We start from the raw sequence: 24,731 nt of genomic DNA on the forward strand, positions 1-24,731 counted from the left end.
TCCGCCTTCCCTTTCAAGCGAAAACCGCCTAAAGGCACCCATCCGCGTGCGCCGTCTGGTGTGCCGGACCCTCCAAGGGCCTTTCTGGACGACATCCCGGATCGCGCCATTCACCCTTTTCAAAGGAGACCCCGATGTCGATTACGCCCGAAGAAAAAGCCCGCGTCATGAAAGAATTCGCAACCAAAGAAGGCGACACCGGTTCGCCCGAAGTTCAGGTTGCGATCCTGTCCTCGCGTATCGCGACCCTGACAGAGCATTTTAAGTCGCACAAAAAAGACAACCACGGTCGCCGTGGTCTGCTGAAAATGGTCGCTCTGCGCCGCAAGCTGCTGGATTACACCCGCAGCAAGGACGAAGCCCGTTATCAGGACCTGATCAAGCGTTTGGGCCTGCGCCGCTAACCCGGCCAAGCCATCGCGATCCGAACGCCCGCCCTTACCGGCGGGCGTTTTGCGTTTCGGGGTGTCGCCACGTCATGCCGCGCGGTGACTAGACGACTGGTCTATTACGCCTATCTAACGTGTATGACACAGCCCAGCAAATCAGATCAGACGCGCCAGCGCATCCTGTCCACAGGCCGCGACCTTGTGTTGCAGGGTGGCTTTGGCGGCATCGGCCTGTCACGCATCCTGTCCGAATCCGGCGTCCCAAAAGGATCGTTTTATTACTACTTTGCCTCGAAAGAGGCGTTCGGCTGCGCCATGCTGGATGACTATGTCGTTGACTACTTGGCCCGCATCGATGCCCTAACCGCTGGGCCCGGCACCGCAGGGAACAAGCTGGCCACCTTTTGGGCCGCCTGGCTGCCCACCGATGACAGACAAGGCATCGCGACGCGCTGCCTTGTCGTCAAACTCGCGGCAGAGGTCGCCGACCTGTCCCCGGATATGCGCCGCATTCTGGACGACGGCGTGGCGCAATTAACCGGCCGCATTGCAGACCTGCTGCGGCAGGGGGCTGCCGATGGCTCCATCCGCGCCCAGGACGATCCAGATACCACCGCCCGCACGCTCTATGCCCAATGGCTTGGCGCGGCAGTGCTGGCGAAACTTTCATCCGGCGACGCCCCGCTGCGCCTTGCCTTGCAAGACACGACCCGCCGCCTTCACCCCACGCAATAAAGGAATAAACTATGCGCGCTGCAATCCACGACACCTTTGGTGAACCCGCTGACGTCATGAAAACCGAAACCGTCGACACCCCGATCCCGGGTAAAGGCGAAGTTCTGATCAAGACCATCGTGTCCCCCATCCACAACCATGATCTTTGGACGGTGCGCGGCAACTATGGCTATAAGCCAGACCTGCCCGGTGCCATCGGCGGGTCCGAAGCCATCGGCACGGTCGCTTCCGTGGGTGAAGGCGTGGACGAAGCCATGATTGGCAAGCGGGTCACAATCGCTGGCGTGCACGGGACATGGGCCGAGTATTTTACCGCCCCCGCCGCCGGTGTGCTGCCTCTACCTGACAGCATTTCCGACAGCCTTGGCGCACAGCTGATTGCCATGCCCTTTAGCGCAATTTCGCTGCTGGAATTGCTGCAGGCCAAACCCGGTGACTGGATCGTCCAGACCGCCGCCAACGGCGCTGTCGGCAAGATCATGGCGGTGCTAGCAAAGTCCCGTGACATTAACTTGCTGAACCTGGTCCGCCGCGAAGAGGCCGTGAAAGATCTGACCGATCTGGGCATGGAAAACGTCCTGTCTACTAGCACCGAAGGTTGGCAAAAGCAGGCCCGCACCATGATTGGCAAGGCCGGTGCCGTATCCGCCATCGACTCTGTCGGTGGCGAAATGGGTGCAGAACTGGTTGATCTGCTTGGCGTGAACGGAGAGCTTTACGTTTTTGGCACCGCAACAGGTGCGCCGCTGCAACTGAACTCTGGCGCGCTGATCATGAAGCAGATCACCGTCAAAGGCTTTTGGGGCTCCATGGTCAGCAACGACATGGACCCTGCTGACCGCAAGCGCCTGATCACCGAACTGCTGACGCTGGCCGTCAAAGGAGAGTTGGTGTTGGAAGACGGCGGCGCATTCGATCTGGACAATGTAACCGATGCGATGAAGGCCGCCCTGACACCGGGCCGGGCTGGCAAGGTTATGCTGCGGGGGTAAACCATGCAAAATCTGCGGCAGGGTTAAGAAAATCCTGCCGCAGCGCGCGTTTTTGACGACATTGGGAAAAATCGCCCGATGTTTCGCACGCGATACATATTATGTAAAATAGCGGATTGCTGTGACCTCTAGATCCACAGTCCCACCGGGCTTGGCCCATTCCACCACATCCCCGACCCGCGCCCCCAGCAAGGCCCGCGCCAGCGGCGAAAAAGGCGCGATGCGGTGCGCTGCCGGATCGGCTTCGTCCTCTCCGACGATATGCCAATCGGTTTCAACGTCATCCTCGTCCGCGACCGTGACGCAGGCCCCAAAGGCAATGACCTTCGTGTCCTGTGCTGCCGGATCAACGACAATGGCGCGGTTGATGCGCCCTTCTAGAAACCGGATATCCCGCTCTGCCATCGCGCGGGGCAGCTTGTCGTCCAAACTGTCGCGCGGCAGCGCCGATAGATCGGCATGGCGGTCACGCAGGCGCTGCTGCAGCGCCGCCAGACCGGCGGGCGTGACATAATTCGGATGCGGGCTTTGGGGCAGATCATCCAGGCGATCCGCCTGCGGACCTTCGTCTTCTTTGGTGAAAGCTTTGTTCATGTTCATCAACGCGCATTACCGCCCGCGCGTTCCACCGCCGGAACACCCCGCTTTCAATGCAAGGCGTTTTGCTGTATGGCCCGTCCATCTGTGACGTAACGCAAAAGACCCCGGCGTTGTGCAAAGGACAGGGGTCGGCGGCATGGGGCCGCCAATCAACGGGCCACCCGGACCGCCGGGACGCGCCCAATATGAAAGACGATTGATGTTTACTGAAGTTAAAAAATCCATGCAGTGGGGCGAAGAGACGCTCACGCTCGAAACCGGCAAAGTGGCACGTCAAGCTGACGGTTCGGTCATCGCCACGCTGGGCGAGACCTCTGTCATGGCCAACGTGACGTTCGCGCGCAAGCAAAAGCCCGGTCAGGACTTTTTCCCGCTGACCGTTCACTACCAGGAAAAATATTACGCTGCCGGCAAAGTGCCCGGCGGTTTCTTCAAGCGTGAAGCCCGCCCGACCGAAAAAGAAACGCTGACTGCGCGTCTGATCGACCGTCCGATCCGCCCGCTGTTCGTCCCCGGCTTCAAGAACGAAGTTCTGGTGATGTGTACCGTGCTGTCCCACGACATGGTCAACGATCCCGACATGGTCGCGATGATTGCGGCTTCCGCTGCACTGACGATTTCCGGCGCACCGTTCCGCGGCCCGATCGCTGCTTGCCGCGTGGGCTTTGTGGATGGCGATTACGTCCTGAACCCTGAAATCGACGACATGCACAACCTGCGCAGCAACCCCGAGCAGCGGCTCGATCTGGTTGTCGCAGGCACCAAAGATGCCGTCATGATGGTGGAATCCGAAGCCTATGAGCTGACCGAAGACGAAATGCTGGGTGCCGTGACCTTTGCGCACGAGCAGATCCAGCCTGTCATCGACCTGATCATCGATCTGGCCGAAGAAGCCGCCAAAGAGCCGTTCGACTTCACGCCTGACGACTATTCCGAGCTGTCCGCAGCTGTAAAAGCCGCTGGCGAAGACAAGATGCGCGCCGCTTATGCGATCACCGACAAGCAGGAACGCACCTCTGCCGTGGCGCAGGCCAAGGACGATATCATCGCGTCCCTGACCGAAGAGCAGCAAGAAGATAGCAACCTCGGCTCTGCGCTGAAAAAGCTGGAATCAAGCGTTCTGCGCGGCGACGTGGTCAAGAACGGCCGCCGTATCGATGGCCGTGCGCTGGACGAAATTCGCCCCATCGTGTCCGAAGTCGGCATCCTGCCGCGGACCCACGGTTCTGCCCTGTTCACACGCGGTGAAACTCAGGGTTTGGTCGTCACCACGCTGGGTACCGGCGATGACGAGCAGATGATCGACTTGCTGACTGGCATGTATAAGACGAACTTCATGCTCCACTACAACTTCCCGCCGTATTCGGTTGGTGAAGTGGGCCGCGTCGGCTCTCCTGGTCGCCGCGAAATCGGCCATGGTAAGCTGGCTTGGCGTGCGTTGCAGGCTGTTCTGCCTGCCGCGACCGACTTCCCCTACACCATCCGCATCGTGTCAGAGATTACCGAATCCAACGGTTCGTCCTCTATGGCGTCGGTTTGCGGTGGCTCTTTGTCGATGATGGACGCGGGCGTTCCGCTGAAATCCGCTGTGGCCGGTGTGGCCATGGGTCTGGTGATGGAAGATGACGGCAGCTATGCCGTGCTGTCCGACATTCTGGGCGACGAAGATCACCTGGGCGACATGGACTTCAAGGTGGCCGGTACCGAAGCAGGTATCACGTCGCTGCAGATGGACATCAAGATCGCAGGCATTACGCCAGAGATCATGAAAAAGGCGCTGGAGCAGGCGAAAGCTGGCCGTCTTCACATCCTTGGCGAAATGTCCAAGGCCTTGACCGGTGCAGGTTCGTTCAGCGTTCACGCGCCCAAGATCGAAACGATGCAGATTGCCACCGACAAGATCCGTGAAGTCATCGGTTCCGGCGGCAAGGTCATCCGCGAAATCGTGGAAGTGTCCGGTGCCAAGGTCGATATCAACGACGATGGTGTGATCAAGATCGCATCCAACGACGCGGACAAGATCAAAAAGGCCTATGACATGATCTGGTCGATCGTGGCAGAGCCGGAAGAAGGCAAAATCTACAAGGGTACGGTCGTCAAGCTGGTCGACTTTGGTGCCTTTGTAAACTTCTTCGGCAAAAAGGACGGCTTGGTTCACGTGTCCCAGATTGAAAACCGTCGCCTGAACCACCCGTCCGACGTGCTGAAAGAAGGCCAGGACGTTTGGGTCAAGCTGCTGGGCTTTGACGATCGCGGCAAGGTTCGCCTGTCGATGAAAATGGTCGATCAGGCCACCGGCACCGAAATGGCAGAAGAAGCCAGCGAAGGCTGAACACCCTTCCCCTGAAAAACAAGATGCCCCGGACCGAAAGGCCGGGGCATCTTTCATTTGGGTAGGTGGTCCGGGATGTCCGGAAAACGGCGGCGAAAGGTTGCCATGTCGCGCCGGTATCGCCAGACCGCCGTCGCGCCGCGCAACAGGCTGGATATTCGTAGCGGATGCCACGGTTTGTGCGGGCCGTGGAAATGAACCACCATCGGGTGCACGTGCTTGGCCGTGGCGGGCAGATCGCCCTGATGCTTGCGTTGCAACTTCAATCGGCCCCAAGAACAATTCCACGCCGGGTCGAGATGGGTGATCCGGCCTTTGAACAGCAAATTGATGCGATCTTGATCAACCGTTGGAAACCCTGCGGCGGCCCCTACGTCCTCCATCAAATCAACCAGATCAGGGATCGCGCGGATCGCGTCCGTGTCCATGAGCAAGACGCCAGAGTTAATATAGCTTTTGATATCCAGATCATCCGGCAGCACGTCGATCTGCCGCTGAAGCCCCGCATGAGGCTGCTCTGCAAAAAGCCATTTCATCACAGAAAAATCGCGTACGCCCGCAAGCGGATTGCCCTGCATATCAATGGCAGCAGCCTTCGACAGATCGCCCGTCACCATGATGTCGCCATCCAGATACAGCACCCGCCCTGTCGTCAATCGCGGCAAAAACATCCGCCCTAGCGCGGTCGAGGTGATGAAATCCTTGGGGCTGCGGGCATCGGCCAGCCATTCCGGCGGCAGCACTTCGGTCCTGATCTGCGATTGGGGATGCCTGGCCGCAACCTGCGCGACCCAGTCCCACATCTGCGGTGTCAGGTTCGCCCCCAGAAACAAAACCTGTAATCCGTCCGGCGCTTGGCGCAACGCCGCGTCCATAGCCCGCAGGCTGGGCAGAAACAGGCCCGGGTCGGACACGAAGGCGATGGTTAGCGGTGCTTGGGTCATGTCAGTCCTGCGATGGCGTGGAAAGCTGCGGGTCATATGCGATTTCGATATCCAGCAAGGCCGATACGGGCGAGGCGCAGGTCATCATAATGTCGTTTGCACCCGCCAAGTCCCGCGCCAATGCAAAGCCGCCAAGGATGCGGTCCAGCCCGGCGACGATTCCGCTGGCGGCGGCCGCCCCTTTTACCTCGTAGAACCGAGGAGTGTTGGCGGCATTTGTCAGGTCAATGCCGACTAGCAAAATGCGGTTCGGCGTCGCTGCCAAGGCGACTTGCACTGCCGACAACGCCACTGTGCCAAAGATGACAACGCCTGTATCCGGATCGCGTGACAAAGCTGTGCCATTCACCCCGCGCGTCAGAACGGCGTCCAGCGCCGGGTCAGCCAGCGTGCGGCGTGCTTGGTTTACGGGCTTGGCCAGATTGTCGATCAACGCAACACGGCGATCCTTCAATACGGCACTGTCCCGCTCCGCCATGGCGCGCAGGGCGGCGGGCGACAGCAATAGCGGAATGTCCGGGGACAGGCGCGCCAGCATCGCCATGTGACGAAACACAAAGCGTTCGTCTTCGACCATGACAGCGAGAGGAGGAACGCTGCCGGCAAGACTTGCGGCCCCGTTCAGCAAAATCGCGCTGCGCGGCGGCAGGCGCGTCGGATCCTGATCCGCGACAGACGGACCACTGCCGACAATTGCGATCAAGGGCATGTCCGGCGGCACAATTTCAGCAAAGGATAGAAGCGTCAGCAACGGATTGCCCCGCCATGTGACCAGACCGGACGCCCGGTCAACGGCAAGGCCCGGCCAGATGTCTTGCCTGTGGGGCCGCCCTGTCAGACGCGCGGCCAACCGGATCAGCTGGCGAACGACAGGGCGATCAGACATCGGACTTTAAAAGTCCAGATTTTCGACGTTCAGGGCGTTGTCCTGAATAAACACGCGGCGCGGTTCGACCACGTCACCCATCAGCTTGGTGAACAAATCGTCAGCTTCGGCCAGATCTTCGACCTTAACCTGCAACAGGGTGCGGGCGTCCGGATCCAGTGTCGTTTCCCACAGCTGCTCCGGGTTCATCTCTCCCAATCCCTTGTAGCGTTGCAGGGACAGGCCGCGCTCGCCCTCTTCCAGAATGGCGGCGAGCAGGTCCAGCGGGCCGTGGATCAGCTGGCTGCGATCCTTGCGGATCAGTTTGGCCGGCAGGTCATAGACGTCCTGCAGAGCCTGCGTAAAAGTACCGGTCTTGCGCGCCTCGCCGGACCGCAGCAGGCCACCGTCAAGGGTGCGTACCTCTTCAACGCCGCGCAGGATGCGGGCCAGACGAATACCGTGGTCCTGCGTGATCCGGCCTTGCCAGCCGCGTTCCCATTCCAGCGCGATCAGGTTCAGGCGGGTCGCGACCTTGTCAGCCACGCCTTGCAGGTCCGCGCTGACAGCACCGGGCGCAAAGGCACCGGCGATGGCGGCCTGTTCCAGAATGTGTCGCGGGTAATGCGTTGGAAAGGCGTCCAGAACACGCTTCAGCTGACGCGCATCCTCGACCACGCGGCGCAGGTCCGATCCAGTGATTTCCTCGCCATTGCCTTGGCGTAGCATGGCACCTTCGATACCCTGCTCGATCAGGTAGTCGTCCATTGCGGCCTGATCTTTCAGGTACACTTCAGACTTGCCACGCGCCACTTTGTACAGCGGCGGCTGCGCGATATAAAGATAACCGCCTTCGATCAGTTCGGGCATCTGGCGGAAGAAGAAGGTCAGCAAAAGCGTCCGGATGTGCGCACCGTCGACGTCAGCGTCGGTCATGATGATGACCTTGTGGTAGCGCAGCTTGCTGATGTTGAATTCGTCCCGGCCGATGCCGGTGCCAAGCGCCATGACAAGGTTGCCGATTTCCTGACTGCCGAGCATCCGGTCAAAACGCGCGCGTTCGACGTTCAGAATCTTACCCTTCAGCGGCAAAATCGCCTGCGTCCCGCGGTCCCGACCTGTCTGGGCAGAGCCACCAGCGGAATCACCCTCGACCAGGAAAACTTCGGTTTTTGACGGGTCTTTTTCAGAACAATCCTTCAGCTTTCCAGCTAGGAAGTTCACATCCATCGCCGTTTTGCGGCGGGTCAGATCACGAGCTTTGCGGGCGGCCTCGCGGGCCAGTGCGGCCTCTACGATCTTTCCGACAACAACCTTGGCGATCTGGGGGTTCTCCTCGAACCACTCCGCCAGCTTTTCGCCGACCAGGTTTTCGACCGCGGGCCGCACTTCAGAGCTGACAAGCTTGTCCTTGGTCTGGCTCGAAAACTTCGGATCGGGCACTTTGACGGATAGCACGCAGGTCAGCCCCTCGCGCGCGTCATCGCCAGTGAACGATACCTTTTCCTTTTTCGCAATGCCGCTTGACTGCGCATAGGCGTTGATGGTGCGGGTCAGGGCTGCGCGAAAGCCCGCCATATGCGTACCGCCATCGCGTTGCGGGATGTTGTTGGTAAAGGGCAGCACCATTTCGTTATAGCTGTCGTTCCACCACATCGCGACTTCGATACCGATGTCGTCACGCTCGCCGCGCACATAGATCGGCTCTGGCAGGATCGAGGATTTCGACCGGTCAAGGTATTTAACGAATTCCTTTACGCCGCCTTCATAAAACAGCTCTGTCCGCAGGGGTTCAGCGGGGCGTTCGTCTTCTAGGATGATGCGCACACCAGAGTTCAAAAAGGCCAGTTCGCGTAGACGCTTTTCCAGCGTGTGGAAATCGAAATCACGGTTCGAAAAGGTCTCTAAACTGGCCAGAAAGCGCACTTCGGTGCCCTTGCGGCCATTGGCGTCACCTTCGACCCGCAGGGATTCAGTGGTATAGCCACCTTCAAAGCGGGCGTAGTGTTCCTTGCCGTTGCGCCAGATGCGCAGTTCCAAATAGTCGGACAGCGCGTTCACAACCGACACACCGACCCCGTGCAGACCGCCGGACACCTTATAGGAATTACTGTCGAATTTGCCGCCCGCATGTAGCTGGGTCATGATGACCTCTGCCGCGCTGACGCCTTCTTCCTTGTGCATGTCGACAGGAATACCGCGACCATTATCGCCTACAGATACAGAGCCGTCGGCATGAATTTTCACGCTGACGTGGTCGGCGTGACCGGCAAGCGCCTCGTCAATACCGTTATCCACGACTTCATAGACCATGTGATGCAGGCCAGAACCGTCATCAGTGTCACCGATATACATGCCGGGCCGTTTACGAACGGCCTCCAACCCCTTCAAAACCTTGATAGAATCAGCGCCGTAGGCAGTGTTTTCGGCGGTATCGTCGGACATGCGGAAATTTCCTTCTTCTTACCGGGAAAATATAGTCATTTTCCGCCCCACTGTCACGCACGAACCCTATATTTTGTGTCAGATCAGAGGGATGATACAGCCGACCACGATCAGCAGCCCGCCTGCGATCTGGTTGGTGCGCCGCACGGCGGCCGGGGAACGCAAAAGCGCCCGGGCGCGACCAAAGAAATAGGCCAGGATCAGGTTGCCGGTCAGCGGGACGATCAGCGACAAAAAGCAGATCGCTGCAATATCAAGGCCCGTCAGCCCCGTCAGATCAAAAAAGCCAGGCAACACACCCATGTAGAAAAGGATAGCCTTTGGATTGCCCAGGATGACCGCGACTCCGGCCATAAATCCCGCCCACATACCGGGGCGCGTCAGCCGACTGTCAGACCCGATGCTGCGATCCGCATTGCGGATGATCAGATAACCCATGAAGATAAAGATCACGCAGGCCACCCAGCGCAGCACCACCATGAAGTCGCTGTAGACAGATACGATCCAACTGACCCCAAGGATTGCCAGCATCGGCCACAGCACATCGCCCACAACCACCCCCAGAGCCAGCGGCCATGCGGCATGAAAGCCGCCCGACAACGTGCGGGCAATCAGGGCGACCCAAACGGGGCCGGGCGTCAGGAACAGGGCAAACAGGGCGGCTGCATAAAGCGCCATGTCGGCGGCCGTAATCGTCATGTTGCATCCTCTACCGCCGACGCGCCATCCGCTTCGGTGACATGCAAATATTGGCCCCGGTCGCCAAGCGCGTCGAACAACTGCGCCTCTGTTCCCGTCATCCAGGCCTGCGCACCCAAGGCGCAAATTTCGTCATATAGCGCCGCGCGGCGCGCGGCGTCCAGATGGGCCGCAACCTCATCCAGCAGCAGAACAGGCGGCTGGCCGTCCTGCGCGATCAGGGCGCGGGCATTGGCAAGGATCAAGCTGATCAGCAACGCCTTTTGCTCACCTGTCGAACAATCGCGGGCAAGGGTGCCTTTGTCGGCAAATACGGCATCCAGATCACTGCGGTGCGGCCCGACAAGCGTGCGGCCAGCGGCCAGATCCCGGGCGCGACCAGCAGCGAATGCCTCGTTCAACGCTTCCGCGCCCTGAACGTCATCGCCACCTTCTATCAAGGACAGGTTTGCGGTCGGAAAGGCGGTTGCGGCATCGTGCTGCGCCGCCATCAAGGCCGCCACGGTGGCAGCACGATTGGCCTGCACCTGCGCGCCGGCCTCGGCCATGCGGCCTTCAAGTGCAGCATACCAATGGGCGTCCCGCACCATGTCTTTCAGCAGGCGATTACGCTCTCGCATGGCCTTTTCATAGCGCAGCGCCGCTTCGGCATGGCCGGGCACGAAACTCAGCGTCGCCCGGTCCAGAAACCGCCGCCGCCCTTCGGCTCCTTCGATCCAAAGCCTGTCCATAGCGGGCACAAGCCAAAGCACACGCAGCACATTGGCCAGCGCGGTCTGGGTGACGGTTTTGCCGTCTAACTGAACGCTGCGCGATTGGCCGGCCTCGGCCCCAGTTACGATCTCGTGGGTTTGCCGTCCGGCGGTCACATCCGCAAAAATGCGCCAGCCTAATGCCTCAGGCCGGCGCACCAGGTCGTCGGCACCGGCACGGCGCAAACCGCGCCCCGGCGAAAGCAAAGACACCGCTTCCAGAAGGTTGGTTTTGCCCGCGCCATTGGGGCCAAATATTGCAATAGGGCGCGTGTCAGCCGCGACTTCCGCCCGCTTGTGCGAGCGGAAATGCGACAGCTGCAATCTGGTGACCCGCAAGCCCGTCATGCCGGGTCCACCCTTCTTCTGGTCAAAAATATCCCCGCCGGAGGCTCGGTTTTGTCAAAAACCGAAACTTTAAACCCGCATCGGCATGACGACGTATACAGCGGACATATCGTTGCCTTCGCGCATCAGGGTCGGATCACCAGAGCCGTTGAACATGAAAACAGCATTTTCACGGTCCACCTGGTTGGCAATTTCCAGCAGGTATTTCGCGTTAAAGCCGATCTCAAGCCGCTCGTCAGCATAGGCGACGGCCAGCTCCTCTTCGGCCGCACCCGAATCAGGGGCGTTGACCGACAGGATCAGCCGGTCGTCTTCCAGCTGCAGCTTGACGGCGCGGCTACGTTCGCTGCTGACCGTAGCAACACGGTCGACGGCGCGGGCGAATTCAGCGGCGTCGACTTCCATGCGGCGTGTGTTGCCCTGTGGAATGACGCGGGTGTAATCGGGGAACGTGCCGTCGATGACCTTGGATGTCAGGGTCAGATTCGGCGTGGCAAAGCGTACCTTGGTTTCGGACACGGAAACCTTGACCTCAAGCTCGTCATCGTCAAGCAGCTTGCGCAGCTCGCCTACTGTCTTGCGGGGCACGATCACGCCGGCCATACCTTCGGCTCCGGCGGGCAGTTCGGCGTCGATGCGGGCCAAACGGTGACCGTCGGTCGCCACGCAGCGCAGCACCTTGCCGCTATCACCGTCAGAGACGTGCATATAAACGCCGTTTAGATAATACCTTGTTTCCTCGGTGGAAATTGCGAACTTCGCCTTATCGAACAGACGGCGCAGCACCGGGGCGGGCGCGCTAAAATTGGTGGTGTAATCAGATGTCGCCATCACGGGGAAATCTTCGCGTGGAAGGGTTGCTAGCGAAAAATTCGACCGCCCCGCCTCGATTGTAAGGCGACCAGAGGCACCTTCCTCGGTCAGGGTCACCAAGGCACCGTCAGGCAGCTTGCGAACAATTTCGTTCAACGTCACCGCGGCCACGGTGGTCGCTCCGGCACGATCGACCTTGGCGTCGGCACGGTCGACGACTTCAATATCAAGGTCGGTGGCGCGGAACTGAACGCTGTCGCCTTCAGCTTCGATCAGCACATTGGCCAGAATAGGGATCGTGTTGCGCCGCTCCACGACTGACTGCGCCTGCGCCACGGCCTTGAGCAGGCTCGCCCGTTCGATGGAAAATTTCATAGGTCTAGCTCCGCCGTTGCACCCGTGGTCCGGGACCGCGAAGCTACTGCTTTTTGCGTCATGCTCAAGGGTTTTCCAGCGTTTTTCCGCCGGGTGTGGCTCTTACTGCTCCAATGCGCGGCGCAGGATTTCAAGATCGTCGGCAATCTGGGCGTCCGTGTTGCATAACTCTTCGATTTTCTTGACGCCGTGCATGACTGTCGTGTGGTCACGCTTACCAAAGCGGCGGCCGATATCGGGCAGCGAACGGCTGGTCAGAGTTTTGGACAGATACATCGCCATCTGGCGCGGCCGGGCAAAACTGCGCACCCGCTTGGGGCCGACCATGTCGGACAGGCGGATGTTGTAGTATTCGGACACCTTGCGCTGAATTTCCTCGACACTGACTTTACGGTCGTTGGCGCGCAAAATGTCGGACAGGCAGTCCTGCGCCTGTTCAAGATCGATATCGCGGCCCACAAGGCTGGCGTGGGCGAACAGGCGCACAAGGGCACCTTCTAGTACGCGAACGTTGCTGGTGATCTTATGCGCGAGGTATTCCAGCACGCCGGGCGCAATTTTCAGGCCCGGATAGATTTCCTGCTGGCGGTCCACTTTGGACTGAAGCACGCCAAGGCGCAGTTCAAAGTCGGTCGGGTGCAGATCGACAATCAGGCCGCACTGCAGACGCGAGCGCATCCGGTCTTCCATGTCCTTGATTTCGCCCGGCGCACGATCACCAGAGATGATGACCTGTTTGCGTGCATCGACCAGTGCGTTGAAGGTGTGAAAGAATTCTTCTTGGGTGGAATCCTTGCCCGCCATGAATTGTACGTCGTCGATCATCAGGATGTCGACAGACCGCAGGGCATGCTTAAATTCCATCATCTTGCGCTCGCGCAGCGATGTGATGAAACGGTACATAAACCGTTCAGCAGACAGATACAGCACACGCAGTTCCGGCTGGCGGCGCGCCAATTCGTTCGCGATGGCGTGCATCAGGTGGGTTTTGCCCAGACCGACGCCGGAATATAGGAACAACGGGTTAAAGGTCACAGGACCGCCTTCGGCAACGCGGCGGGCTGCGGCGTGGGCCAGTTCGTTCGGCTTGCCGACAACGAAATTATCAAAGGTCAGATTCGGATCAATCGGCAGACCCAGCGGATCAAAGTCCGCACCGAAATCTGCGGTCGATGTTTTCGCAGCGGTGGCGGCCACGGGAATCGGGGTCGCGGCGTCGCGCTTGGCCAGGCTGACGTCAAAGCTTAGCCGTTCGACGGCGCGTCCGGCGCGGTTAAAGCCATAGACGATCTGATCTGCAAAATGCTGATCGACATAGTTACCGATAAAAGTTGTTGGAACCTCGAACCGGGCCACGCGGTCTTCGATCCCGACAAAGGACAAGGAGGCAATCCAGCTTTGGAATTTTGCCTTGCTCATATCCTTTTCAAGTTCCGCCAGCACATGCCCCCACACGTCGTCGCTCATGGTATCCCGATCCGTTTTACACTGCCTGCCAGACAGGCCGGCAGGCCTGCCACGTCCACATATCCCGGACACCACAGCCACATCCGCCGCAGTTGCGGGGCGTGGCAGAGCTGACATTTCTGCGTCTTTGCGCAAGGCGCCGGATGGCCGGCGGCTGCGCAAAAACGCAAAATCAAAGGGGACACAGCGCCACCAACCGTGTGCCACGCATGGCACCCGCAAACGGTCAGGCCGACCAAGTTTCCCGTGGACTCTCCACGGTGTAACAGTCTGGCTGCGTTGATTACGACGACTTACCCGGGCGGCGATCCAAGGGCCATTCCACGACCCCGTTCGCATACTGCCTGCGCCGCAATCCCATGTCCCCCCCGGAACGATGTGAATCGCTTGGGTAAGTTAGCAAGGGGTTTGGGTTGTCCACAACAGAACAACGCGCTTGACTCCTATCCCGGCCATTAAGAATCTCTGACGTCTTTGAAACGTCACACAACTTTTCCCCAAAGCCGGTTGGGCGAAAAAAAACGCGCCCCGAAGGACGCGTTTGGAACCTATGCAACCGGGCAACAGCGTGCCGATCGGCTAAGGATTTAGGCCAGTGCTTTGACGCGGCTGGACAGGCGCGACATCTTGCGCGCTGCGGTGTTTTTGTGGACGACGCCCTTGGACACGCCGCGCATCAGTTCAGGCTGAGCAGCCTTCAGAGCAGCAGCAGCAACGGCCTGATCGCCGGAAGCAATTGCTTCTTCAACAGAGCGCAGGAACGTCCGGATACGCGAACGGCGCATTTTGTTGACTGCAAAGCGGGCTTCGTTCTGCTTTGCACGCTTTTTGGACTGTGGAGTATTTGCCATGATTCTGGGCCTTCTTTTCTAGGTCGATACAATACTATTGCGCGCCCAAGAGGCCCACCGGGTTCATTACCGGAATGATCTGCCAAAGCGGGCATCACGCGCATGTAGCGGGGCCTATAGACCGGCCCCGCCTAAAAGGAAAGCATTACTTGTCGCGGAACTGCGCTTCGCGCTTTTCCTGAAAGGCAGCCATGCCTTCTTTTTGATCCTGCGTTGCGAAGAGGCCGTAAAAAGTGCGGCGTTCGTAATTCAGACCTTCGGCCAATGTTGTTTCGAACGCGCGGTTCACGGCGTCCTTGGCAGCCATCGAGGCCAACAGCGATTTGGCCGCGATCTTTTGTGCGGCGCTTTGCGCCTCCTCCATCAGCTTTTTCGCAGGCACGACACGGCTGACAAGGCCAGAAGACAGCGCCTCTTCGGCGTCCATGAAACGGCCGGTCAGGTTCATGTCCATCGCCTTGGACTTGCCGACATAACGTGCAAGGCGCTGGGTGCCCCCCATACCGGCAATAACGCCGAGGTTGATTTCGGGCTGGCCGAACTTGGCCGTGTCAGAGGCGATGATGAAATCGCACATCATCGCCAATTCACACCCGCCACCCAACGCATAACCGGATACGGCCGCGATGATCGGTTTGCGGATCTGTTCGATCCGACGGGACTGGTTCTGGAAATAGGCTTGCGTCGTCATATCCACGTAGGATTTGTCGGCCATTTCGGTGATGTCAGCGCCAGCGGCAAACGCCTTTTCCGAACCGGTCACAATGATGCAGCGCACCTTGTCAGAGGCATCCGCCTCTTCCAGTGCTGCGCACAATTCGTTCAGCAGCATCTGGTTGAGCGCGTTCAGCGCGTCGGGCCGGTTCAGGCGTATCGTGGCGACGTCGTCGGCGGTGTCGACGATTATGGTCTCATAGGCCATGCGGCCCTCCGTTCAACAGGTCAGACACCATGTGATGCGCAAAACTGCCGCCGCGATCAAGCTATCTTTGGCATTGCGGGCAAAAGAAGGATGAGCGTCCCGACTGCGTAATACGTTCAATCGTGCCGCTACAGCCGGGGGTGACGCAGGGTTCACTTTCGCGACCATAGACGGCGAATCCGTGCTGGAAATAGCCCAACTCTCCATCTGCCTGCCGGTAATCGCGCAGGGATGATCCCCCTGCGGCAATGGCTTCTTGCAGCACCTGGCGGATCAGGGGGACCAATTCAGACAGGTCTTTTTCGGGAATTAGGCCGGCCTTGCGGGCAGGATGAATGCGCGCGCGGTGCAACACTTCGCAGACATAGATATTCCCCAGGCCCGCGACGATGCGTTGGTCCAGCAGGGCCGATTTGATCGGCGTGTTGCGCCCTTTCAGACGGGCGACCAGATAGCATTCATTAAAATCATTGGCAAAAGGTTCTGGCCCCAGGTCCTTCATCAGCCAGTGTTCGGCGGCGGACGCGGTTGGCATCAGGTCCATCGCACCAAAGCGGCGCGCATCGTTGAACGTGACCCGCGCGCCCTGCCCCATGTGGAACACGACATGATCATGTTTTGCCGGCGCGGGGTGGTCGTGATGGAAATCACCCAGCATCGCGCCGGTAATTAACATACGCCCCGACATGCCAAGGTGGATCAGTAAGGTTTCCTGACTGTCCAGGTCTGCCAGTATATATTTCGACCGCCGCCGCAACCGTTCGACCCGCGCACCGGTCAAACGGTCGGCCATACGGTCAGGGAACGGCCAGCGCAGATCTGGGCGATTCACCTCTGCCAGCGTGATGATATGTCCCTCCATGACGGGGGAAAGTCCGCGGCGGACTGTCTCTACCTCTGGCAATTCGGGCATTGGCTGTTCCTTCAGCGGATGCGACATTGTAGGACCGTCGCGGCACACTACATCTGGTGCGACAAGGACAGGACCGCAAGCCATGACCGAAAGCGACAAAACCACCCACTTCGGCTTTGAAACCGTGCGCGAAGAGGACAAAGCCGGACGCGTACAGGGCGTTTTCTCATCCGTGGCCAGTAAATACGACATTATGAACGATGTCATGTCGGGCGGTGTGCACCGCATTTGGAAAGATGCAATGATGGACTGGCTGGCCCCGCGCCCCGGCCAACGCCTGCTGGATGTGGCTGGCGGCACCGGCGATATTTCGTTCCGGTTTCTGAAACGCGCAGGGTCTGGCCATTCGACCGTGCTGGATATTACCGAATCCATGCTGATCGAGGGGCGCAAACGCGCCGAGGCAGAAAGCATGCACGATCAGCTTGATTGGGTTGTCGGTGATGCCATGGCGCTGCCATTCCCGGACAATACGTTTGATGTTTATACGATCAGCTTTGGCATTCGGAACGTGACCCGGCCGCAGGATGCGCTGAACGAAGCGTATCGCGTGCTGCGCCCCGGCGGGCGGTTGATGGTGCTGGAATTTAGCCAGCTGCCAAATCCGATGATGCAAAAAGCCTATGACGCCTATTCGTTCAACGTGATTCCCCGCATGGGTCAAGTCATTGCCGGGGACCGAGACAGTTATCAGTATTTGGTCGAATCGATCCGCAAATTCCCGGATCAGGATACATTTTTGGGAATGGTACGGGCGGCGGGCTTCGATAACGCAAAGTATCGCAATCTGACCCTTGGCGTGGCTGCGCTACATTCCGGATGGAAACTATAAGTGCGCGGTCCTCATAATATCATTCGCCTGATCCGTACCGGCGCAACGCTAGAACGGACCGGCGCCATGAAAGTCATCATGGATGCCTTTGAGGCAGGTCCGTTGCTACGCAGCGTCGTGCGCGGTATTGTCTGGCCATTTCAGTGGCTTGGCTATAGCGGCGATGCAACCATGCCTGCCGCCCCACGTGCCCTCACGGCCCTGGGGCCGGCCTATATCAAGTTCGGCCAGATCCTGTCGACCCGGCCCGATGTTGTTGGCGACGACCTGGCTGTGCAGCTTCGTGTGCTGCAGGACAAGCTGCCGCCGTTTTCTATCGCCGAAGCAAAGGCCGCTGTGCAAAGCGAACTGGGCGTGCCGGTCGAATCGATTTTCTCTAACTTCTCCGAACCGGTCGCGGCAGCATCGCTGGCGCAGGTGCACAAGGCGACACTGATTGAAACGGGCGAAGCGGTTGCCGTCAAAATATTGCGGCCCGGCATTGAGCGCGCGTTTGGCCGGGACATCGACGCATTCTACTTTGCCGCTCGCATGATCGAAGTGCTTTCTCCTGCATCGCGCCGGTTGCACCCGATGGATGTCATAACGCACTTTGAAGGCGTGGTGATGGGTGAACTTGATTTGCGACTGGAAAGCGCCGCCGCGGCAGAGTTTCAAGCCAACACAGCCAAAGATGAGAAATTCAGGGTGCCTGCGATTCGTTGGCACCTGTCCGGCCGCCGCGTCATGACGCTTGACTGGGTGGAAGGAATCGGTGCTGGCGATAATATCGCGCTGGATGCGGCAGGTGTCGATCGCCCCGCTTTGGCCGCGCGCATTTTGCAACTGTTCTTAAATCACGCGCTACGGGATGGCTATTTCCACGGCGACATGCACCAAGGAAACCTGAAGGTCGCGCCAGACGGGACCGTTATTGCCTATGACTTCGGAATCATGGGGCGAATCGATGAATACACCCGCCGCGTTTACGCCGAGATCCTGTTCGGCTTTATCAGGCGAGATTATCAGCGCGTTGCCGAGGTCCATTTTGAAGCCGGCTATGTGCCCGCCCACATGGACGTTGACGATTTTGCCCGCGCCCTTCGGGCCGTTGGCGAGCCGATCTTTGGCATGGATGCCAGCCGCATTTCTATGGCGCGATTGCTGGCTTATCTGTTTGAAGTGACAGAACGCTTTGGCATGGAAACCCGGACCGAACTGATTCACCTGCAGCGTACTATGGTTGTTGTGGAAGGGGTGGCGCGATCGCTCGACCCGCACATGAACATTTGGCAGGTGGCCCAGCCTATCGTGACGGACTATGTCAGCAAAAGCATCGGCCCGCGTGCTTTGGTGAATGATCTGCGCAAAACCGCCCTTGTCTTGGCCCGATTTGGCCCCCAATTGCCACGACTTGCGGAAGAAGCCCTGATCCGCCTGAACAACCCGCCCCCACCACCACGACCGCAACGACGACGGGCGCGGGCCGCATGGATGGCGCTGGGGGGCGTGATCGTTGGAGCTGCTTGGTTCATTCAAAGCCTAGTTTAGGACAAAGCAGCATCGCGCACTGCTGTAACCTCACTCGCTGCGACAGTTCGGCCGCCAGACAAGACGAGGGTATTTGCGCCATTGCGAACCTGAACTTCGCTTACCGTTGCATATATTTCGGCCGTATTGTTGGCAACAACCTCACCAAGGGCGTAACTGACTGTTTCAAAGCGATAATAGCCGTCCGGCATTTGCTGGCCATTCACCCTAAGACCATTCCAGGCAATTGCCTGATTGTCCAAGCCGATATCCAAGCGCTGCACTTCGGCCCCGGTGTCGTTGAAAACAACAAGCTGCGCTGCATCGGCACCGCTCTGGACCTTTGGAACGACACTTACGGGCCCACCATCATAGTACGCTGGAACGGCTGCACGGGCCTGCATTCCGACCCAACCCGCCAGCTGGGCAAGGCCCCCGGTCCCCGATTGCCCCACAAGTGAACGCAACAGATCATTTGTTTGCACCTGCTGTTCAACCCCAGAAAAAGTCGCGAGTTGTGTCGCATAATCCGCTGAATCGACAGGGTTGAGCGGATCCTGATTCTGCATCTGCACCGTCAACATTTTTAAAAACGTTTCGAAATCAGAGCTAATCTTGGTCCCGCTACTATTGTCCGCGGTCTGTATTGAAGTCGACCGTGTCGTACTGGTTGCTATCGTATTAATATCCATTAGTCGCTCCTACCAGCGAAGATCAAGACTGCCGTCCGCATTGCGGAGTGAATCGGCAGGTGCGGCATCTACCGCGTCAACAATTGAAGTCAATTCGGCTTCACCGCTCCCAGCCTGATTATCGGAACCAGTCTCGCCGGACATGCCAAAACCGGCGTTGTCTTGCGCAGAACTGAAATTTAAAGTGACCGAAGTATATCCAAGTGCTTTAAACTCTTGGTTTAATATATCGATATTTCGACGCATAAGATCTACCGTTTCAGGTCGGTCCGCCATAATAGTAAGGACGATTGACTGATCCGTGGCCTTCATTTGCATCTGAACTCTACCCAATTCAACTGGATCGAGCGCGATTTCAGTTGTGCGGTCCGATGCTTGGCGCACACTGACACTAAGCTGTTGCGCCACATGCTGAGCGAGAAGTGGCGTTTGCGGGCGATGCAATCCAGTAATCTGTGGATCCGCTTTCCCCATAGTCACAAGCCCGTTTACAGCCTGCGTCCCTATATCCTTATCACTGACGGTTAGATTTTTTGGTTCAACTTGGAGGTCATCATTTTTCGCAAGATGGGACGGATCAAATGCTGCCTGTTTAGGTGTCAAATCGGACGTTTGTCCGATATCTTGCCTGATCGCGCTAGGTTGTTTTTCGGCACCCTGCGGTTTCGGTCCCTTATCGTCAGATATTGCCAAGACTGCAGGCTTACCATCGCGCGACGCGAATGAAACCGCAGGCGTATTCACATAACTCGCACCATCAGCCCCCCGATTTTGTTCGAAAAATGGAGTGACACTTTTCGCACTTTGCAAGTCGGTCGTTGGGCTGTCGGACATAGGAAGCATTTTCTGCTTAAGGTCTTCAGTCAAAATATGGACCCCCTTGCCACTTTCAGACGCGGCAACAAATTTCTGGGTTTCACAATCTAATTCAGGGAAGGCTATATAAGGTTGGCTTGATAAAGACGCCTTATTATCCACCTGGCTGAATTGAGTATTGTCAGATGCCTTCATGGTTGAACTAATTTCGATTAGGCCAATAGCCCCCATAGCACCGGGCGTATTTTCCCGCACCAACGCCCCCACGTTTGGTTGAACGCTACTAGCATTTTGGACGCTATTTACTGTTTGCTCGCGCGGCAACTCACTCACAATATTGCTAGGCCGAAGCGCCCAAGGCTCATCCCGCGACTCCGATACAGGATTGTCCAGTTTTTCAGTGAGTAGGTCGGCAACCTTATTTTTAGGAAAAATTGGTTCTAGCAAAGGAGGCACGGCAGGCAGACCACGTACTGTTTCAGGTCTCGAATGCGATGAGGCTATGCCAAGATCCTCGGGCACTAACACTTCACGATCCGGCTCTTCCTTTGCCAACGGATCATCGTCAACAGCGTTTCCGCCCACCTGCCCATTCAGCGAATCAGTGTCGCCCTCGGCGAAGTGCCCGGGGGGCGTCGATATCTGAGCGGGCAGCGGCAATCGAAAGAAAACATTAGAGAAATTAGTGGTAACATCATGAGAACTAAGCTTGTTAACGTCGTCCACACCCTTGTTAAAAGATGTCGCAACGACACTGGTAGGTATGACAATCGAAGACTGCATCGCGAAACTTTCTGTACTGATTTCCCCCTTTTGCTCCATGAAGGTTACGAACTTTTTACCGCTCTCGGCCACAACGGAAAAAATGTAATCAAGAGGTTCCAACATGACACCGATGTCCGCAATACCAGCCGCCGTACCGCCACAGGCCCGCAACGTACCGGTAACATCAGATGAAAAATTAATGGCTGCGGCTCAGCAGCTGGAAGCCACCTTTTTGTCCGAAATGTTGAAAGCTTCCGGCTTCGACGCATCAAATGGGGCATTCGGAGGCGGCGATGGCGAAGACGGCTTCGCATCGTTTCTAAGGGACGCTCAGGCAGAAAATATTATTGCTGCCGGCGGAATTGGATTAGCCGAATCTCTATTCGATGCAATGAAGGTTCGCGTTTATGCATGACCCTACTGCCGATGCACTCCTTGAACTATTAAAAAAAGAACGAAAGTCGATTATGAGTGGCGATTTTGATAGCTTGCCAGAATTTGCAAAGCAGAAATATTTATTGTCTCAGTCACTCTCGACAACTGCGCTATCAGCACCAATTAGCGCTCATATTCAAACAGACTTAAAGCGAAATTCCCAACTTCTCTTGGCGATCTGCGACGGCATTAAGTCCGCGCAATCACGGCTAAAGGCTATATCTGAAGTCCGTACGGGGTTAAGTTTGTATAAAGCAAATGGTGAACGCCAGATTGTCGCATGCCGCTACGATACATTAGAGCGCAAAGCTTAAAAAATTAAACTGAAATTTTATTGAAAATACAGCCAGCCGTTAACCTGGTATTTAGAGTAAGACCTTAACCTCAAAGCCAGTTCGAAAACGGACGGTACTGCCGACGAAGATGCGGCTACAAACGTCAGAACGGCGTGTCATAGCCCCAGCGCAGGGGCGCTTTCCCAAAACAAGGGCCGCAAAATGCTGCCCCTAAAGGATTAAATACATGGCAACCTTCCAGGCCCCACCATGGTGCCCGCCACCTTTGACGACCTTTTTGCGCTTGATGATGATCGGTTGGTTCGGGTTACCGCTCATGGGTTCGTTCCTCGCGTTGACGTGCCAAAAGGCATGCAACGCGGGGTATGAAGGCGGCCTTAAACGCGCAATGCGTGCGAATTTGGTTTACAAATCGTTACGGACATAGATTTCGTCCACCCCGCAGAACTCGGTCAGGTTATAGCCGCGCTCCCTCATCAGGGATGCGATTTGCGATCCACCTGTGTTGTTTTCGATTGCCCAGACATCGACACGGCATGTCGCGGGGTCAAAAGCCTGCAACGCGGCCAACTCGCCACCTTCGATATCAAGCGAAACGAAATCGACCTGAGTCAGGCCAAGTTCGGCAAAAAGGCTGTTTAAACTACGGGTTTGCACCGTGATCCGTTCCTCCGCGTGGCGGGGATCGGACCGCACACGCGACAGCAGACCGGCGTCATATGCGCCTTCAATACCGCTCATTTGCGTATAGCCTTGCGTTACGGCGATAAAGGACGCCTCGCCGTCGGCTTCCGCGATGGCATAGGGCAAACAGGGGCTGCTGCGCCAAACCTCTGCCTTGTCGCGGCTTTGCTTGACGGGTTCAACTAGGGTGCCGGACCAGCCCAGATACTTTTCAAAATACAAAGAATTTGATCCAGTCAGCCCGTCATAGGCACCAATATCGACAAATACGCCGCCACGTTTCCCCTGCAGAATGCGCTCTACCGCCTGATCCTGCCCGGATTGTGAGGCATAGGGAAAGCCCGGGATCAGCATTCCTTGAACTTCGTGCATCATCCGCACCATCGGCCCGCGCTTGCGGGTCCGCTCCGTGCGCAGTGCCTCGGTCAGTTCGGCGCGCAGCGCGGATAAATCGCGGCGGGCCGCCTTGATACGGTCGGCAGGGGCACGTTTGGCAGATGTCATCGATTTGTCTCCGGGGCGTAATAGGATTTCTCTTCAACGATAGCAGAGCCAAGCAGAAGGTTAATCCGCTTCTTGATGGCGGCGCGTTCATCGTTGGTCACATAGACAGCCCGCGCAAGCGCGACAAAGCCGGGGCCAAAATCGCCGCGCGCCTCAAAGGCGCGAATATCATCCTCGATCACCCAAAGATCGCCGTTGATGCGATACAGTTCGTCCCACAGCTTTGCCAAAGCATCACTTTGTGGCAGGGCATCGTCAGCAATGGCGGTCAGAACCTGTTGCTCGTGCTGCACGTTCGCCAGTTTTGCGGCATCGTTGATGTGTTCCGCTTTCAGCCGCAAGATTGTCAGCTTGTCGATCAATTCCCCCGGTGCGGTGGGAACAAGGATATCCTTCATGCTTTCGCCTCCGACATGGTCTTCTGCAGGGCATCGGTTACATCCGCCATCACGCCGGACCAATCCAGCGGGCGATGCTGCCGCATCAGGCGCATCTGCGGATACCACGGGGTTGACGCACCGTGGTGGGTATAGACCCAAAAGGCATCCCAATGCAGGATACACCACACCGGCACGCCAAGCGATCCGGCAATATGGGCTGTTGCGGTATCAGAGGTGATGACCAGATCGCAGGCCTGCATCATCGCAGCAGTATCAGCAAAGTCGCGCTCTGTGCTGCCCGTATCAATGATGAAACCATCCGCCCCATCGGCATAATACGCCTTTAGCTCCGGTCCCTTATATAAAGAAAACAGCTGGATGCCCGGCACGTCGGCCAGCGGCAGGACATCGCGGTGACTGAACGACCGGAAACCGTTCCCGCGATAGGTCACCGATCCGGTCCAGACCACACCAACCTTCAGCTTACCTGCATAAGGGGCCACCAACGACCGCGCCCGCTGTCGGGAGTCGTCCGGAACGGTCAGAACGGCAGGAGGCGGCACTGCGCCGCCTTGCTGAAAATACAAAGCCGCAAGGTCCATCATGTTGACCCAGTAATCGACTTTGGTATCCGCCTGTAGACTGTCAAACATCACATCCACGCCCGGCAGATTTGCAAACAGACGCCGTAGCGGTGGCTTCACCGCCATGACGACCCGGCAATCACGCCCTTGCAGCACGCTCAGGAACCGGGCGAATAGCACCGCGTCGCCAAAGCCTTGTTCTGGCAGCACTGCGATCACCTTGCCGGTCAGGCTTTGCCCCTGCCATTCGGGAAACGGCAGATTGCGCGGCTGCAACTCTCCGGCGCGCCAGCGTGCCTTGTAACTTTCCAGCCCCTGCGCGTAATTGCCCTGCCCCAGTTGCGCAAAAGCCAGCTGCATGCGTAACTCTGCGTCATCCGGAAACCGCGCCAGTGCATCAGTCGCGAAACTGATCGCGGCGGCATAATCGCCCTTGCCGCGCAAACAGCGCACAACCATCTGCAACTGCCCCAGATCATCCGGTGTCCGCGCCAATAAGCGGTGCCTTAACGCAAGGGATTCGTCGTATTGGCCGATATCGGACATCACATTGGCCGCATTGTTCATCGTACTGACCCCGTCCGGGTCAAGCGCCAAAGCCCGCTGATGCGCACGCAGCGCCATCAGATGCCGTCCCGCACGGCGGTGTAAAACGCCCAGGTTGGACCAGATACCGCTATCGTCCGGCACCTGCGCCAGATAGCGGGCATAGCTTGCCATTGCGGTGTCAAGCTCACCGTCGCGGTGCGCTTGCTGGGCACCCGCCTTAAGCTTGCTTAGGGTCTGATCCAT

The 24,731-nt window shown here is 57.9% G+C and carries 24 protein-coding genes; 8 read left to right on the forward strand and 16 right to left on the reverse strand.

The genetic code is table 11. The features are described from left to right. The first annotated feature begins 134 nt into the window (after window positions 1-134). The 3 genes from rpsO (at window position 135) to SJY10_RS01375 (ending at window position 2,116) form a co-directional block, all read left to right on the forward strand. Window positions 135-404, forward strand: a complete 270-nt coding sequence (gene rpsO, locus SJY10_RS01365) for a 30S ribosomal protein S15 (protein WP_090190203.1) — start codon at window positions 135-137, stop codon at window positions 402-404. Between the two features lie 84 nt (window positions 405-488). Continuing rightward, window positions 489-1,124: a TetR/AcrR family transcriptional regulator gene (locus SJY10_RS01370; protein WP_386679223.1), complete on the forward strand. Its 636-nt coding sequence runs from the start codon at window positions 489-491 to the stop codon at window positions 1,122-1,124. A gap of 11 nt (window positions 1,125-1,135) precedes the next feature. After that, window positions 1,136-2,116 carry a zinc-binding dehydrogenase gene (locus tag SJY10_RS01375; RefSeq protein WP_386679224.1) on the forward strand — a complete coding sequence of 327 codons (981 nt, stop codon included), beginning with the start codon at window positions 1,136-1,138 and terminating at the stop codon, window positions 2,114-2,116. A gap of 99 nt (window positions 2,117-2,215) precedes the next feature. Here the strand turns inward: SJY10_RS01375 and SJY10_RS01380 are convergent, their stop codons facing one another. Then, window positions 2,216-2,716: a GreA/GreB family elongation factor gene (locus tag SJY10_RS01380; RefSeq protein ID WP_386679225.1), complete on the reverse strand. Its 501-nt coding sequence runs from the start codon at window positions 2,714-2,716 to the stop codon at window positions 2,216-2,218. A gap of 199 nt (window positions 2,717-2,915) precedes the next feature. Between SJY10_RS01380 and pnp the strand changes: the two genes are divergently transcribed. Continuing rightward, window positions 2,916-5,048 carry a polyribonucleotide nucleotidyltransferase gene (pnp, locus tag SJY10_RS01385; protein WP_386679226.1) on the forward strand — a complete coding sequence of 711 codons (2,133 nt, stop codon included), beginning with the start codon at window positions 2,916-2,918 and terminating at the stop codon, window positions 5,046-5,048. Between the two features lie 53 nt (window positions 5,049-5,101). Here the strand turns inward: pnp and SJY10_RS01390 are convergent, their stop codons facing one another. The 10 genes from SJY10_RS01390 to mutM form a co-directional block, all read right to left on the reverse strand. Beyond that, window positions 5,102-5,992, reverse strand: a complete 891-nt coding sequence (locus SJY10_RS01390) for a glycosyltransferase family 8 protein (protein WP_386679227.1) — start codon at window positions 5,990-5,992, stop codon at window positions 5,102-5,104. Between the two features lies 1 nt (window position 5,993). Next, window positions 5,994-6,878 carry a glycosyl transferase gene (locus SJY10_RS01395; RefSeq protein WP_386679228.1) on the reverse strand — a complete coding sequence of 295 codons (885 nt, stop codon included), beginning with the start codon at window positions 6,876-6,878 and terminating at the stop codon, window positions 5,994-5,996. 6 nt (window positions 6,879-6,884) lie between these two features. Then, complete coding sequence (gene gyrB / locus SJY10_RS01400; RefSeq protein WP_386679229.1) at window positions 6,885-9,302, reverse strand: DNA topoisomerase (ATP-hydrolyzing) subunit B; 2,418 nt, start codon at window positions 9,300-9,302, stop codon at window positions 6,885-6,887. Between the two features lie 78 nt (window positions 9,303-9,380). Then, entirely contained in the window at window positions 9,381-10,001 is a 621-nt protein-coding gene (locus SJY10_RS01405) for a LysE family translocator (protein ID WP_386679230.1), read from the reverse strand. Beyond that, window positions 9,998-11,101, reverse strand: coding sequence for a DNA replication/repair protein RecF (recF, locus tag SJY10_RS01410; RefSeq protein ID WP_386679231.1), 1,104 nt, complete (start codon window positions 11,099-11,101; stop codon window positions 9,998-10,000). The genes SJY10_RS01405 and recF overlap by 4 nt, the downstream gene beginning before the upstream one ends. Window positions 11,102-11,170: 69 nt before the next feature. After that, complete coding sequence (gene dnaN, locus SJY10_RS01415) at window positions 11,171-12,289, reverse strand: DNA polymerase III subunit beta (protein ID WP_386679232.1); 1,119 nt, start codon at window positions 12,287-12,289, stop codon at window positions 11,171-11,173. Between the two features lie 102 nt (window positions 12,290-12,391). Beyond that, on the reverse strand, window positions 12,392-13,756 hold the full coding sequence (gene dnaA, locus SJY10_RS01420) for a chromosomal replication initiator protein DnaA (protein ID WP_386679233.1): 1,365 nt from the start codon (window positions 13,754-13,756) through the stop codon (window positions 12,392-12,394). Window positions 13,757-14,343: 587 nt separating this feature from the next. Beyond that, a complete protein-coding gene (gene rpsT / locus SJY10_RS01425) occupies window positions 14,344-14,607 on the reverse strand; it encodes a 30S ribosomal protein S20 (RefSeq protein WP_386679234.1) in 264 nt (87 codons plus the stop codon). A 145-nt stretch (window positions 14,608-14,752) separates the two neighbouring features. Next, window positions 14,753-15,529 (reverse strand): enoyl-CoA hydratase, encoded by a 777-nt coding sequence (locus SJY10_RS01430; RefSeq protein WP_386679235.1) that lies wholly within the window; start codon window positions 15,527-15,529, stop codon window positions 14,753-14,755. Between the two features lie 61 nt (window positions 15,530-15,590). Further along, entirely contained in the window at window positions 15,591-16,442 is an 852-nt protein-coding gene (gene mutM / locus SJY10_RS01435) for a bifunctional DNA-formamidopyrimidine glycosylase/DNA-(apurinic or apyrimidinic site) lyase (RefSeq protein WP_386679236.1), read from the reverse strand. 82 nt (window positions 16,443-16,524) lie between these two features. On the opposite strand from mutM, the gene ubiE reads away from it, so the two are divergent. After that, window positions 16,525-17,274, forward strand: coding sequence for a bifunctional demethylmenaquinone methyltransferase/2-methoxy-6-polyprenyl-1,4-benzoquinol methylase UbiE (gene ubiE, locus SJY10_RS01440; protein ID WP_386679237.1), 750 nt, complete (start codon window positions 16,525-16,527; stop codon window positions 17,272-17,274). Further along, entirely contained in the window at window positions 17,275-18,804 is a 1,530-nt protein-coding gene (gene ubiB / locus SJY10_RS01445; RefSeq protein WP_386679238.1) for a 2-polyprenylphenol 6-hydroxylase, read from the forward strand. Here ubiB and SJY10_RS01450 read toward each other — a convergent pair. Next, window positions 18,801-19,475: a flagellar hook capping FlgD N-terminal domain-containing protein gene (locus SJY10_RS01450; protein ID WP_386679239.1), complete on the reverse strand. Its 675-nt coding sequence runs from the start codon at window positions 19,473-19,475 to the stop codon at window positions 18,801-18,803. The two genes, ubiB and SJY10_RS01450, sit on opposite strands and share 4 nt — an antisense overlap. 9 nt (window positions 19,476-19,484) lie before the next feature. Beyond that, a complete protein-coding gene (locus SJY10_RS01455) occupies window positions 19,485-21,179 on the reverse strand; it encodes a flagellar hook-length control protein FliK (RefSeq protein WP_386679240.1) in 1,695 nt (564 codons plus the stop codon). A gap of 7 nt (window positions 21,180-21,186) precedes the next feature. On the opposite strand from SJY10_RS01455, the gene SJY10_RS01460 reads away from it, so the two are divergent. Both SJY10_RS01460 and SJY10_RS01465 read left to right on the forward strand, forming a co-directional pair. Then, entirely contained in the window at window positions 21,187-21,471 is a 285-nt protein-coding gene (locus SJY10_RS01460; RefSeq protein ID WP_386684442.1) for a rod-binding protein, read from the forward strand. Continuing rightward, entirely contained in the window at window positions 21,464-21,805 is a 342-nt protein-coding gene (locus tag SJY10_RS01465; protein ID WP_386679241.1) for a hypothetical protein, read from the forward strand. Before SJY10_RS01460 ends, SJY10_RS01465 begins: the two co-directional genes overlap by 8 nt. Before the next feature lie 387 nt (window positions 21,806-22,192). Here SJY10_RS01465 and SJY10_RS01470 read toward each other — a convergent pair whose 3' ends face one another. From SJY10_RS01470 to SJY10_RS01480, 3 genes are read right to left on the reverse strand one after another with little or no spacing between them, the layout of a single operon-like run. Then, entirely contained in the window at window positions 22,193-22,975 is a 783-nt protein-coding gene (locus tag SJY10_RS01470; RefSeq protein WP_386679242.1) for an FkbM family methyltransferase, read from the reverse strand. Beyond that, window positions 22,972-23,373, reverse strand: a complete 402-nt coding sequence (locus SJY10_RS01475) for a DUF6165 family protein (protein ID WP_386679243.1) — start codon at window positions 23,371-23,373, stop codon at window positions 22,972-22,974. Before SJY10_RS01475 ends, SJY10_RS01470 begins: the two co-directional genes overlap by 4 nt. Then, on the reverse strand, window positions 23,370-24,731 hold the full coding sequence (locus SJY10_RS01480; protein WP_386679244.1) for a tetratricopeptide repeat protein: 1,362 nt from the start codon (window positions 24,729-24,731) through the stop codon (window positions 23,370-23,372). The genes SJY10_RS01475 and SJY10_RS01480 overlap by 4 nt, the downstream gene beginning before the upstream one ends.

It is taken from the genome of Loktanella sp. R86503 (assembly GCF_042466455.1).
Classification (GTDB): domain Bacteria; phylum Pseudomonadota; class Alphaproteobacteria; order Rhodobacterales; family Rhodobacteraceae; genus Loktanella.